The organism is Rhizobium hidalgonense (assembly GCF_005862185.2).
GTDB lineage: Bacteria > Pseudomonadota > Alphaproteobacteria > Rhizobiales > Rhizobiaceae > Rhizobium > Rhizobium hidalgonense.
Genome location: NZ_CP054029.1, coordinates 448209 through 460889 on the forward strand (window position 1 = coordinate 448209; position 12681 = coordinate 460889).

The window sequence follows — 12681 nt, forward strand, 5'->3', positions numbered from 1 at the left end:
TGTTCCATATACAACATGGCGACTGTTTTCATTCCTCGAACATCTTACCGCTGCGGGCTTCAAGCCGGTAGCGATAGCCGGGATAGACGAGGCGGGCGGTCGACACCACCTGTTTTGCCGACCATGTACGCCGGCGGATCGTCAGGCACGGCTCGGTCTTCAGGATGGTCAGCAGCTTGCATTCCCAAGCCTGCGGCATTGCCGCCTCGACGACGTGTTCGGAGCCGCTGAGCGGGGCGGCCGCCGTCAGATAGGCATTCGGCGTCAGGGTGGTGAAATCCTGGTGGAGATATTCGGGCGCGGCCTCCGGATGGACGAAACGGTCCTCGATCTGCACCGGAACGCCATTTTCGCTGTGCACGATCAGCGAGTGGAAGACCGCCGCGCCGATTTCAAGTTCGAGCGCGTCGGCGATCTCGGGGGAGGCGGTTTCCTGGGCCAGAACGACGACGGAAGCCTCATGGACGTGGCCACGTTCGGCGATTTCCTCGGCGATGTTGCGCACTTCGAACAGCGCCGAATAGCCCTTGCGCTCCGCCACGAACGAGCCGACGCCCTGGATGCGGACAAGTTCGCCTTCATTGGCGAGTTCGCGCAGCGCCCGGTTTGCGGTCATCTTGCTGACGCCGAGCTCGACGACCAGCTCGTTTTCCGACGGTACGCGGTATTTCGGCGGCCATTCGCCGCTATGGATGCGGTCGAGGATCACCTGCTTGACGCCGGCATAAAGCGGCGTGCTATCATTTTCCGCCAGCTCACGCTTCATTTCCCCGGGACGCTTCATTGCCTATTCCTTTTGCACGAATGCAATTCGCCGCATAAACCGACTTTCCTCTTGCATATCACAAAATATCTCATATGGTACCATATACAACCTCCCAATCGGTCCTGGACACAGAAATAGGACGGAAAGGGCAAGCCGGCGAAGATCGGCGTGGTGCCGCAAGGTCTGTTTCAACTCCAGAGGAGAATTCATCAATGAAATTCAGCACAATCCTGTTTTGCGGCGTCGCCGCTCTTTCCGCTTTCGCAGCGCCCGCCTTTGCCAAGGACTGGACGAAGGCGACCATTACGCTCGAAGGCGCCTATGCGCCGTGGAACCTCACCAATGCCGACGGCACGCTCGGCGGCTTCGAGCCGGAGCTTGCCAAGGTGCTCTGCGAACGCGCCAAGATCGAATGCACGCTGGTCGCTTCCGACTGGGACGGCATGATCCCGGCGCTCAACGCCGGCAAGTTCGACGTCATCATGGATGCACTGTCGATCACCGAAGAGCGTAAGCAGGTTATCGGCTTCACCATTCCTTATGCCGCCACCCCTGCTGCCTTCGCCACCGCCAAGGACAGCCCGCTCGCTAAGGCCGCCGGCACCGGCGCCACGATCAAGATGACGCCCGGCCAGACCGGCGTGAAGGAAATCGATGCGCTGAAGGCCGCCTTCAAGGGCAAGACGATCGGCATCCAGGCAGCGACCGTCTACGCCAAGTTCGTCTATGACAATTTCGGCGACATTGCCGAGATCCGCGAATACAAGACCGGCGCCGACCGCGACCTCGACCTGCAGAACGGCCGCATCGACCTCGGCTTCGACGATGCCGTGTATTTCGCCAATGCGTTCAAGTCCGCCAACGACACGCTTGATTTCACCGGTCCGGAGATCGTCGGCTCGATCTGGGGCGAGGGCGAAGGTCTCGGCATCCGCCAGGCCGATACGGATTTGCGCGACAAGTTCAATGAGGCGATCAAGTCGACGCTTGCCGACGGCACCGTCAAGAACCTCTCGATGAAGTGGTTCAAGGTCGACGTCAGCCCGCAGCAATAAGCGTTTCGGCCTTCCGGCCGCAAACACCTGTCTCCGGCTTTATCGCCGGAGACAGCATGTTATTGTCAATCCACAAAACGCTGCCGCGGACGGGGAACGGACGACATGGCAAGTTTGGAACTGCTTGGCTTCGGCTCGACCGGATGGGGCGCGCTGCTTATTCTCGCCACCTTGATGACGCTGGCCGTCACGGCGACGGCGCTTGCGATCGGCGCGGTGCTCGGCGCGATCGTCGCGGCGGCAAAACTCTCGGGCAACCCTGTCTTCGTGGCATTCGGCAATGTCTATACGACCGTGTTTCGCGGCGTGCCGGAACTGCTGATCATCTATCTCATCTATTTCGGCGGCTCCTCGGCCATCACCTCGATCGGCAAGGCGATGGGCTACGAAGGATTCCTCGGCCTGCCTTCCTTTGCCGCCGGGGCGCTTGCCGTCGGCATCATTTCCGGCTCCTATCAGGCGGAGGTGTTCCGCGGCGCCTTCCTCGCCATTTCCAAGGGCGAGCTGGAAGCGGCCTCGGCGATCGGCATGCATCGCGGCCTGCGCTTTCGCCGCATCATCATGCCGCAGGTGCTGCGGCTGGCCATTCCGGGCCTCGGCAATGTCTGGCAGCTCAGCCTCAAGGATTCGGCGCTGATCTCCGTGACCGGCCTTGCCGAACTGATGCGCACCAGCCAGGTGGCGGCGGGCTCGACCCGGCAATATTTCCTGTTCTTCATTGCCGGCGGCTGCCTCTACCTGATCCTGACCAGCCTTTCCGACCGCATCTTCAACCGCGCCGAACGCCGGGCCAATCGCAGCATGCCGGCATCGGCCATGGGCCAGGCGTAAGGAGGCGACGATGGATTTCACCTTTCTTGCTTCGACCATGGTAACCCTGCTCAAGGCGGTGCCGACGACGCTGATCCTGTTTTCGCTATCGATCTTCTTCGGCGGCGTGCTCGCCCTCGTCATCGTCTCGATGCGGGTCAGCGGCAACCCCGTGCTTTCAGGGTTCGCCAAGGGCTACATCTTCGTCTTCCGCGGCTCGCCGCTGCTGATCCAGATGTTCCTGGTGTTCTACGGCCTCGGCCAGTTCGGCGTCATCCGCTATTCCTTCCTCTGGCCGTTCCTGCGCGAGCCGATGGTCTGCGCCGTGCTGTCGCTGGCGCTCTGCACCGCCGGCTACACGGCGGAGATCTTTCGCGGCGGCATCCGCGCCGTCTCGCCGAAGGAGATCGAGGCGGCGCGCTCGATCGGCATGTCCGGTTTCCTGCTGGTGCGCCGCATCCTGGCGCCGATCGCCTTCCGCCATGCGCTGCCGGCCTATTCCACCGAGATCGTGCTGATGATGAAATCGACGGCGCTCGCAAGCCTCGTCACCGTCTGGGAGGTCACCGGTGTCGCCCAGCGGCTGATCTCGCAGACCTACCGCACGATGGAAGTCTTCCTCTGTGCGGCGATCATCTATCTCGTGCTGAACTTCATCATCCTGCAGGGCATGGCCCTGCTCGAATATTCGCTGTCCCGACACCGCCGCGCGGCCCCGCAGCCGCTGAAGGCATAGGCAGTTTTTGACCTGATTGGAGCAATCATGCCAGGCGTTACCAGACTTTCGGTCCGCAATATCCGCAAGAGCTTCGGCACGCACGAGGTCTTGCGCGGCATTTCCCTCGATGCCGAGGACGGCGACGTAATTTCGCTGCTCGGCGCTTCCGGCTCCGGAAAATCGACGTTCCTGCGCTGCATCAACATGCTCGAAACAGCCAGCGACGGCGAGATCTGGGTCGACGGCGAGCATATTGAAATGGTTCACAAGAACGGCAAGTCGAAGCCGGCCAGCCAGAAGCAGGTGGATCATATCCGCTCCGAACTCGGCATGGTGTTCCAGTCCTTCAATCTCTGGTCCCATATGACCATCCTGCAGAACGTCATCGAAGGTCCCGTTCATGTGCTGAAGCGGCCGCGCGCCGACTGCATCGCCGAGGCTGAGGCACTGCTCGAAAAGGTCGGCATCGCAGATAAGCGTCATGCCTATCCCGCCCATCTCTCCGGTGGCCAGCAGCAACGCGCCGCAATCGCCCGCGCTTTGGCGATGAAGCCGAAGGTCATGCTCTTCGACGAGCCGACCTCGGCGCTCGATCCGGAACTTGTCGGCGAAGTGCTGCGCGTCATGCGCGCGCTTGCCGAGGAGGGCATGACCATGCTCGTCGTCACCCATGAGATGAGCTTTGCCCGCAACGTCTCGAACCGCGTCGTCTTCATGCGTCAGGGACTGATCGAAAGCAGCGGCAAGCCCGATGAGATGTTCACCGGCGGCGCCACGCCCGCCTTCCGCCAGTTCATCGGCCATTTCGGAAGCGGCCAATGACCATCACGATCGATCAAGTGTTGACCTGGCGCGACGTCGCGCGCGTCGGGGCAGGGGAAGCGCTTGCGCTGTCGCCGGCCGCCTGGGCGCGCGTCGAGCAGGCAAGCCGCATCGTCGCCAGCATCGTTGAATCAGGCGTGCGCGCCTATGGCGTCAATACCGGTGTCGGGGCGCTCGCCGATACGGTGGTCGACCGGGCCTCGCAGAGCCTGTTGTCGCGCAGCATCGTGCTGAGCCATGCCTGCGGCGTCGGCCCATTGCTCGATGCCCGCGCGGTGCGGGCCATCATCGCCGCTCAGATCGCCAATTTCGCCCACGGACATTCCGGCGTGCGGCGCGAGATCGTCAAGCATCTTGCGGCCCTGCTGGAGCATGATTGCATTCCCGACGTGCCGTCCAAGGGCTCGGCCGGTTATCTCATCCACAACGCCCATATTGCGCTCGTTCTGATCGGCGAAGGCAGCGCCACGCTCGGCGGCCAACGCATGAGCGGTCGCGCGGCACTTGCGGCGATCGGCCTCGAACCGCTGGTGCTCGGCGCCAAGGAAGGGCTTAGCCTTGTCAACGGCACGGCCTGTGCCACCGGTTTAACTGCCGTCGCACTTTTGCGCACCGAACGGCTGCTCGATTGGGCCGATGCGATCGCGGCGCTGACGCTGGAAGCGGCGGGCTGCCAGATCGCCGCCTTCGACGCGGCGGTGCTGAAGCTGCGCCCGTCCGCCGGGATCGAAAAGGTCGGGGCGACACTGCGCGCCCGCCTTGGCGGCAGCGGCCTTGTCGCCGCCGCCTTCAGCCGGCGCACCCAGGATGCGCTCAGCCTCCGTTCGGTGCCGCATGCCCATGGCGCCGCCCGCGACGTCTTCGACAATTCCGCCCGCATCGCCGATCAGGAACTGGCCTCGGTGACGGACAATCCTGCGGTCTCAGGCACGCCGGAGCGGCCGATCGTCTCCTCGGAGGCACATGCCGTCGCCCCGGCGCTCGGGCAGGCGGCCGATGGCCTGGCGATTGCGCTGGCGCAAATCGGCGCGATCAGCGAACGGCGTATGGACCGGCTGGTCAATCCGCTGGTGAGCGGCCTGCCGCCGTTTCTGGCAAGCGACGCCGGCAGACATTCCGGCTTGATGATCGCCCAATATACCGCAGCAGCGCTCAGCAACGAAAACCGCCGCCTTGCCGCACCCGCGGCCATGGATGGCGGCCTGACCTCGGGCCTGCAGGAGGATTTCCTCGCCCATCCGACAGCTGCCGTCGGCAAGCTGCTCGCGGTCGTCGACAATGCCGAATATATCCTGGCGATCGAGCTGATGGCCGCCGCCCAGGCGCATGATTTCCTGGCGGCGACGGCGCCGCGGGCGCCAGGTACGGATCTCGTCTATCGGGCTGTGCGGGAGCGTATCTCCCATTATGGCGACGAGCGGCCGCTCAACGGTGATATCGAGGCCGTGCGCAGCCTCATCCGCGAGATAGCGCCGCCGCCGATGGATTGAATTGTGCAGACCGTCAGAATGGCTTGCTGGTGTCGGAATCCTGCTTCGGCTTTCCGCCGGCTTCCAGCCGCTTGAGGCACTGGCGATAGGTTGGATAGAGCTGGTCCACCCGCGAGAGCGGCAGCGTCCAGTCGCCTTCGTCGCCGGCAAAGGTCAGTTGCACGTCAGGGGTTCCTGAAAAGGAATTCTTGATGATCTTCTTCAGTCCGCCGTTTCCTTTGCTCGCCGGTGGCCAGAGGCGAAGCGTCGTCTTGTCGAAGAATTCGGCGGCAACCACTTTCGTCACGTTGCGATCGGTCAGCGTCACCTCTGTCGTGGTGCCGGCCGGAATGTCCCAGCTGGTCTTGGTCACCAGCCAGAAGGTCTCGGTGGCGCTCTGACGGAATTCCATTGTCTTGCCGAGTTCGCTGTCCCACAGCAGCCGGCAATAGGCAGGGCTCTCGTTCGCAAAGCCGACCGACCATTGCCGCGCACCGCCCATCCATTCGGTCTCGCCGAAGGCTGCGACCGGCTGCAGGACGGATGCCATCAGAACCATCGCGGTCAGAATTTTCATCGCGGAAATCTTCTCCAGGACAATCGGCTCCAGCGATAGCAAAAGAAGGTTGAGCTTTTGCTACCAAAGCGTCGCGCGACTTTTCGCGTACAACAACGCAGTCGCAACTGGTGCGTCCTGGGCGTCGTCATTCCCGCTCCCGAAGAACGCCAGAAGCACACTGAAGGATAATCGCTAGCAGTACGAAGTTCGTCAGTCCGGCGTCAGAACCGGATGGCGACTCCGAAGATCGGCCCTTGCTGGACAACGTCGAAGACGAAGCCGTCATTGTCGTAATTGACGCCCAGTGCACGATACCCGGCGACCGCCGAGATGCTGTTGTTGAACTTGTAGCCGAGGCCCAACGCTACGTCCCAGTCGAGATCGGCGCCGCCGGCACCCACCAGACCCCATCCCGTAAGATAGATTTCAGGCGTGAAGAAGTAGTTTCCTCTGACGCCAGCGACGGCATCGACCCATGTCGCGCTGTCTTCGACATCCACTCCGGCCAGGATGCCGCCATTGAAGGAGATCTCGGTTTCGACCGACCAGACCTTCATGCCGCCGACCACGTCCAGATGGCCATTTTGGTCTTCGAGCACGGCGTAACCGACGCCAAGAAATCCCGCGAAGGTCTTCGATGTCACATCGACGTTGTCGGCAAGAATGCCGGCCGGTGTGTCGGCGTCGGCACCGAGCTTGGTGTAGATCACGTCACCAACGATGCTGAAGCGATCGTATCTTGCTTCCCCTGCCGCCATGAAAGCGAAGTCGAGGTTTTTGAGGATATCGCCGAAATCCGGGTCGATATGAACTTCCGGAAGCCCAAACTGCCCAACATCGCCGGATATGCCGGCAGCCCAGAAATAGGGAGCGAAGGTGAATTCCCAGCCGCTCTGGCTCTCGACTGTTTTTGCTTCCGGCGTAAACGGCGTGATATCGGCGGCGTTGCCGGCCGACGCAGCGCAGATCCCCGCCAACAACAGAATGGCACGCAAGATGGCTTTCATGAGAATCCCCCGATCTCGTTTGTCGCCTCGGCAACTGCTGTTCCGAGTCGGCACTGTGCAGCGAGAAGTAGATAAGGACAAGCTTGAATACCTATTTTCCGTTGATCGCCTGCTTCAACTGCCCAATGAGGTCCGAAATCTGCTGATCCCGGGGCCTCAGTCGCGCCAGATCTTCCGCGTGTTTCAACGCCTCCGGCAAACGTCGAAGCTTGAGACTGAATTGGAGTGCCAGGCCCACGATGTCGGCGTCCCCGCCCGCCGCCCAAACATCGAGCCTGCCTAGTGCCTCTTCCGTCCGGCCAGCGGAATCGAGAGCGACGGCAAAGGTCGTCTTGTAGCGGGAGCTTTGCGGATCAAGCCGCACCGCTTCTTCCAATTCCGTGATCGCCTCGGTCAATGCCTGCTTGCGTACCAGGGACAGCGCATGTCCGTAACGCAGATCCGCGCGTTCGGGCGCCATACCGATCGCTTCGGCATAAGTCTGCTCTGACCTGTCGTTTCGGCCGGTGGCGCGGTAGAACTCGGCGAGATTGATGCGCATTGCCTCCAGTGTCGGGTCGAGAGAAATCGCCCGTCGGAAGGTGGCTTCGGCCTCGGCCGTATGCTGTCGGGCGAACAGGAAGAAGCCATAATTGCTTTGTGTCTCCGCGACGTCGCCATTCGTTTCGACATAGGCGCGAAGGTCCGCGACAGCGGCTTCGAAATGGGCTCGCCGATTGCCGAAGAGGTCAGGAGGGGTGCCGGCGAGTGCATTGGCGGCCGCAACCCGCACCGCACGCGTTGCATCGCCCACCAGATTGCCGATCGCCTCCAGCCTCTGCTCCGGCGCAATGTTCCCTGCCGCTTCCGCAGCACCGAGCCTGACGAGCGGATCTACATCGGCTGCGGCCGTTCGGATGGCGGCGGTGACGTCCGTGCCGCCAGTCCCACTCAGTGCGACGATGGCGCTTCCCCTGACAATTCCCGCCTGGCCACGGTCACTGACAATCGCACGCAGAGCCTCAACTGCGGTCTGATCGCCATTCGCAGCTCCGGCGAAGGCATGAGCGATCGACGGGCGTTTGCGCCATTGCGTTCCGTACCATCCGTCCATCGTCTCGGCTGCCCAATCATTCGTTCTGTCGAGATGGCAGGTCGTGCACGCATTCGGCGTTCCAAGGGTTGCCGACAGGTCGGGCCGGGGGATGACGAAGGAGTGATCTCGGCGCGGATCGACCTTCATGTAGGCGCGTTCCGGCATGTGGCAGTTGGCGCATTGCGCTCCGGTCGAGCCAGCCTGATGGCGGGTGTGCGCGGGAGTGTCGAACAGGCCGCTCGGGTCCTGGTTGACGAAACGTTCCGGCTTCGTTGCGGTGTGGCATTGCGTGCATAGTGCATTGCCCTCGGCCTTCAGGCCAGCATCGTGCGGCCGATGACAGTCGAGACAGGTCACGCCCGCCCTTGCCATCTTGCTTTGCTGAAACGAACCATATTCGAAGACCTCGTCGAGTATCTGCCCGTCCGGGAAATAAAGATCCTGTCGGAGCAGGGCGGGGGAGAAATAGTCGAGAAACGGCTTTCCCGGCTGATAGCCGTCCAGCAGCCTGGTGCGCCTGGCATGGCAGGCAAAACAAATGCCTGCATCGACTTTCGGCAGAGCTGTATCCGGCTTGACCGAGGATGATGCGTTGGCGGATTGCGCGGAAGCAACGTGCTTGGCGCCCGGGCCATGACAGGACTGACAACCGATGCCGGTGGCGACGTAGGTCGACTTGTATTCGTTGGTCTGCGGTTGAAAATTCGCCTGGGGATCGGTCGAATGACAATCGATGCAGGTGCGGTTCCAGCGATAGAAGGGACCTGTCCAATGATAGGTCGAACCCGGTTTTGCCGGGGTGCTGTCGCCGAGCCAGAACCACTGTCGTCTGGCCGTATCCCAGGCGATGTCGAGAGCCTGCAGCCGTCCGCCTCCGCTGTCGACGAGATACTGCTGCAAGGGGTTGTAGGCAAAGGTATATTTGACCTCGAACTCGGCATGGCCGCCGTCCGCACCCTCGGTGCTGACGAAGAAGCGGCCGTCGCGGCGGGTGAAGGTCGTGACGACGCCGTCATGTTCAACGCTGCTATTGTTGAAATCGCCGCGCACTGTTTCGTCTTCGGCGAGCGCCATGGCCTTTGCATGGTGGGAGTTCGAAAATGCCGCGGCCTGATCGGCGTGGCAGGATGCGCACGTCCTTTCGTCCACGAAACCCTCGTGGATCGCTATTCGCGGGTCGGCCCCGGATGTCGAGATGTCGTCAGTGGCAAGGCTGCGCCCGGCAGGCGCGAGCAACAGGAAAAGCAGGACAGCTATTCCTCTCACCGCTGCTGACCGAACAGATGCTGCCACTCAATCGCTCCCTGTTGAGGTTTTAGAAGGTCGGGGTCGCCATGGTTCAAACCTCTGGCGTGAGGCGCAGTCCTAGTCCTTGAACACCTGCTTCCAGTCGGCCTTCATATCGACGACGGTCCAGCCGGTGATCGCGGCCGCATCGAGCGCCTTGTCGAGGCGGCCGAATTCGGTATCGCGGTCGTAGGCGTATTCGCGCGCCGCATCTGTATGATGGATTAGCACGCCGAGCCTGGCAGGCCCGCCGGCCATGGTCGTCCATTGCAGCATTTGGAGATCTCCGTCGGAATTGCCGAAGGCGGCAATCGGCCGCCGGCCGATCTGCTGGTTGATCCCGACGGGTTTGCCGGCCTTGTCATCGATGAAATTGACTTCAGGAAGCCGAAAGAGGGTCGGCGTGTCGTCCTCCATCCTGAACTCGGTCTTGATCGACGAACCGACGACCTGCTCTGGTGGGATGCCGTAGACCTTTTCCGCCCAGGGACGCATGAGCTCGACGCCGCCGCCTGAAACGATGAAGGTCTTGAAGCCGTTGGCGCGGAGATAGGCGAGAAGCTCGATCATCGGCTGGTAGACGAGTTCGGTGTATGGCCGCTTGAATTTAGGGTCGCGTGCCGAAGCCAACCAATCGATCACGATCTTCTGAAAGTCGCTGGTGGTCATTCCGGCATGCGTCGTCATGATGAGCTCCACAAGGCCCTTTTCGCCGGACGCCGCGAGCGCCTTCATATCGCCTTCGAGCACTGCCTTGAACGGCTGCGTTTCCTTCCATTCCGGATGTTGCGGAGCAAGCGTCTTCACTCGGTCCAGGGCGAACGCGAGTTGCGTATAGATCGGATGTTCGACCCACAGGGTTCCATCATTGTCGAAGACCGCGATACGCTCCGCTTCCGGAACGAAGTCGGCTGAATCCGGTTTTGTCACCTTTTCGACGAAGGAGATGATCGCTTGCTTCGGTGCCGTGTCATTCCACGAAGGCAACGCGTCCGTTTGGGCAACCGCCAACGTCGCGGCAAAAAAGCATACTGCGGCGGCGAGCGCGACACCTTGGGAAAAATGCAGGAAATTACGTGCCGAAATCATCGCGAAGCCTCCACCGACAACGTGCAGCAATCTTGAACTGGGAGTGTATATACGGCAGCCCCGGATCGCTCCGGGGCTGTCAAGGACCTAGTTTCCGGTCGGAGGCGTGATATTGACCCCCTCCTTGCCCAGTTGCTCACGAACCGACTCCAACATCTGATACTTGGAGAGTTCGATCGGACCGTCGTAACCCATGCTCTGCAGCTTGCGCGGGGGGTACTCGACATAGGTTTTCATGAGGTCCTTGATCGCTGCAGAGATGGAGACCAATGTCCAGGTATGTTCGGTATAGTTGTTCATGAAGACGTCGTAGCGTTCTTGCGGATCCTGCAGCAGATCGAACACCTGGGGCACGATGGCGACATAGGACTGGGCACCCTTCCAGCCAAGATTGGTATCAACAGCCAGACCGCCCGTGGCCTGCCCATTGTCACCGCGCAGGTTAAACACGGCCTTGTAGTTGCCGACGCGGGCAGCACCCGGCGTCAGTTCGTTTTCGGTAAAGTAGAACCAGTTTTTGCGGGCCGATTTTCCCGTCCCCAGCAGGATCGGTGTCATGTCGTAACTATCGAAGATAATCGGTTTATCTTCGCGGTCCTTTGTGGGCAGCGGCACGCCGCCGGCTGCGGCAAAGGTCGCCATTAGATCGAGACCGCCGACGATGTCGTGATTTTTCACGTCATGTTTGATCTTGCCGGGCCAGACAGCGATCGCGGGAACACGGTTGCCGCCTTCGCGCACCGTGCCTTTTGTACCACGGAATGGCGTGTAGCCAGCGTCCGGATAGACGTCTTGCCAAGCGCCGTTATCGGTCGTGTAAAAAACCAGCGTATTTCTGTCCATGCCGGTCTCACGCAGCTTGTCCATGATCCTGCCAATGCGTGTATCCAGCTCCACGACGGAGTCCGCATACTTGCTCTTCGAGATCGATTTGCCCTGGAACTCCGGGGCTGGCATGTTCGGCTGGTGCACTTTCATGAAATTGACGTTGATGAAGAAAGGCTGATCCGGTGCCTTTGCGGCTTCATCAAGAAAGCCCAGCGCCGCTTTCTCGACATAGCCGTCGAAGAACGGAATGCCGACAACGCCTTCCTTGCCGTCGATCACCGGCGTATCGACATACTGGCCGTTGATCTTGAAGTCCTCCTTTACCTCGCCTCCGGCCTTGCCGGACAGCGAGCCCGTCGTCACTTTCTGGAACAGAGCGCGGGTTTCCGCATCCATGTCCGGGAACCAGGTCGGGTCGGCATAGGTGTAGGCATTGAGGTGATAGAGGCCGACATACTTCATTTCGTCGTAGCCCTGCGCGATCGGCAATGCATAGTCCGCCTCGCCAAGGTGCCATTTACCGGTGAAATAGGTGTGATAGCCACCGCGCTTCAGCACGGAGGCGAGCGTCCATTCCGCTGCAGGCAATCCGCCACCCTGGCCTTGAAAGGCGACCGTCGTCATGCCGCTGCGATTGGGAATGCGTCCCGTCTGCATGGCGGCGCGGCCAGGCGTGCAGCTCGGCTGGGCGTAGAAGGAAAAAAAGGTCATACCTTCGTCGGCCAGCTTGTCGATGTTCGGGGTCGGCATCCCGCGGCCCTCACCTCCGCCGTAAGGCCCGAGATCGCCGTAGCCGGTATCATCCGAGACGATGAACAGGATGTTGGGTTTTCGTTGGGAGTCCTGCGCTTGCAGGGGCGAGGCTGCGCACCAGAGAACGGTGGATGTAGCCAGTGCTCCCATGCAGCGGATAAGGATTCTGCTGTTCATTTCAAATCCCTCCGTTGGCGTTCTTGAATGACGGAGCCGCTCGCGGCAAAGGCTGCGATTGCATGCGTCGATTCAACTAGACTGCTTTGAAAAATTAAGATCCTGCCGGAACTGCCTCCGGCGAGTTGCTAAGCCGGCCGCATCTCTGCCCCGGCCCGCTGAATTCTAACGAATGCTGCCTTCGCCCGATATTGTACTTTAGGGAATCTCTTGATGCGGTGGCAATCGGCAGTAGTAATGCGTAGATGACGCCGCAGCGGGAAGCT

Annotated in this window: 11 protein-coding genes; 5 read left to right on the forward strand and 6 right to left on the reverse strand. The window is 61.2% G+C overall.

Features of this window, described 5'->3' with window-relative positions:
- Positions 1-28: 28 nt before the first annotated feature.
- A complete protein-coding gene (gene hutC / locus FFM81_RS30910) occupies positions 29-784 on the reverse strand; it encodes a histidine utilization transcriptional repressor HutC (protein ID WP_025419001.1) in 756 nt (251 codons plus the stop codon).
- 194 nt (positions 785-978) lie between these two features.
- On the opposite strand from hutC, the gene FFM81_RS30915 reads away from it, so the two are divergent.
- From FFM81_RS30915 to FFM81_RS30935, 5 genes are all read left to right on the forward strand, one after another.
- A complete protein-coding gene (locus FFM81_RS30915) occupies positions 979-1821 on the forward strand; it encodes a transporter substrate-binding domain-containing protein (protein ID WP_003563384.1) in 843 nt (280 codons plus the stop codon).
- Between the two features lie 105 nt (positions 1822-1926).
- Positions 1927-2652, forward strand: coding sequence for an ABC transporter permease (locus FFM81_RS30920; RefSeq protein WP_003563381.1), 726 nt, complete (start codon positions 1927-1929; stop codon positions 2650-2652).
- 10 nt (positions 2653-2662) lie between these two features.
- Positions 2663-3367 (forward strand): ABC transporter permease, encoded by a 705-nt coding sequence (locus FFM81_RS30925; RefSeq protein ID WP_003563379.1) that lies wholly within the window; start codon positions 2663-2665, stop codon positions 3365-3367.
- A gap of 27 nt (positions 3368-3394) precedes the next feature.
- Positions 3395-4171, forward strand: a complete 777-nt coding sequence (locus FFM81_RS30930; protein WP_003563377.1) for an ABC transporter ATP-binding protein — start codon at positions 3395-3397, stop codon at positions 4169-4171.
- On the forward strand, positions 4168-5661 hold the full coding sequence (locus FFM81_RS30935; protein ID WP_138385797.1) for an HAL/PAL/TAL family ammonia-lyase: 1494 nt from the start codon (positions 4168-4170) through the stop codon (positions 5659-5661). The genes FFM81_RS30930 and FFM81_RS30935 overlap by 4 nt, the downstream gene beginning before the upstream one ends.
- Before the next feature lie 13 nt (positions 5662-5674).
- Here FFM81_RS30935 and FFM81_RS30940 read toward each other — a convergent pair whose 3' ends face one another.
- The 5 genes from FFM81_RS30940 to FFM81_RS30960 all read right to left on the reverse strand — a co-directional run bounded on the left by FFM81_RS30940 (position 5675) and on the right by FFM81_RS30960 (position 12415).
- On the reverse strand, positions 5675-6217 hold the full coding sequence (locus FFM81_RS30940; protein WP_025418997.1) for a hypothetical protein: 543 nt from the start codon (positions 6215-6217) through the stop codon (positions 5675-5677).
- 203 nt (positions 6218-6420) lie between these two features.
- Complete coding sequence (locus tag FFM81_RS30945) at positions 6421-7206, reverse strand: DUF481 domain-containing protein (protein ID WP_128397632.1); 786 nt, start codon at positions 7204-7206, stop codon at positions 6421-6423.
- A gap of 91 nt (positions 7207-7297) precedes the next feature.
- Complete coding sequence (locus tag FFM81_RS30950; RefSeq protein ID WP_138385796.1) at positions 7298-9574, reverse strand: tetratricopeptide repeat protein; 2277 nt, start codon at positions 9572-9574, stop codon at positions 7298-7300.
- A gap of 72 nt (positions 9575-9646) precedes the next feature.
- Positions 9647-10657, reverse strand: a complete 1011-nt coding sequence (locus FFM81_RS30955; protein WP_003563367.1) for an HAD family hydrolase — start codon at positions 10655-10657, stop codon at positions 9647-9649.
- Between the two features lie 87 nt (positions 10658-10744).
- Positions 10745-12415 carry an arylsulfatase gene (locus tag FFM81_RS30960; protein ID WP_003563365.1) on the reverse strand — a complete coding sequence of 557 codons (1671 nt, stop codon included), beginning with the start codon at positions 12413-12415 and terminating at the stop codon, positions 10745-10747.
- Positions 12416-12681: the final 266 nt, after the last annotated feature.

Bases quoted from the DNA above. Each gene is read 5' to 3' on its own strand.
- FFM81_RS30925 (WP_003563379.1), top strand. From the start codon at position 2,663: ATGGATTTCACCTTTCTTGCTTCGACCATGGTAACCCTGCTCAAGGCG.
- FFM81_RS30920 (WP_003563381.1), top strand. From the start codon at position 1,927: ATGGCAAGTTTGGAACTGCTTGGCTTCGGCTCGACCGGATGGGGCGCG.
- FFM81_RS30945 (WP_128397632.1), bottom strand. From the start codon at position 7,206: ATGAAAGCCATCTTGCGTGCCATTCTGTTGTTGGCGGGGATCTGCGCT.
- FFM81_RS30915 (WP_003563384.1), top strand. From the start codon at position 979: ATGAAATTCAGCACAATCCTGTTTTGCGGCGTCGCCGCTCTTTCCGCT.
- FFM81_RS30960 (WP_003563365.1), bottom strand. From the start codon at position 12,415: ATGAACAGCAGAATCCTTATCCGCTGCATGGGAGCACTGGCTACATCC.
- FFM81_RS30930 (WP_003563377.1), top strand. From the start codon at position 3,395: ATGCCAGGCGTTACCAGACTTTCGGTCCGCAATATCCGCAAGAGCTTC.
- FFM81_RS30940 (WP_025418997.1), bottom strand. From the start codon at position 6,217: ATGAAAATTCTGACCGCGATGGTTCTGATGGCATCCGTCCTGCAGCCG.
- FFM81_RS30935 (WP_138385797.1), top strand. From the start codon at position 4,168: ATGACCATCACGATCGATCAAGTGTTGACCTGGCGCGACGTCGCGCGC.
- FFM81_RS30955 (WP_003563367.1), bottom strand. From the start codon at position 10,657: ATGATTTCGGCACGTAATTTCCTGCATTTTTCCCAAGGTGTCGCGCTC.
- hutC (WP_025419001.1), bottom strand. From the start codon at position 784: ATGAAGCGTCCCGGGGAAATGAAGCGTGAGCTGGCGGAAAATGATAGC.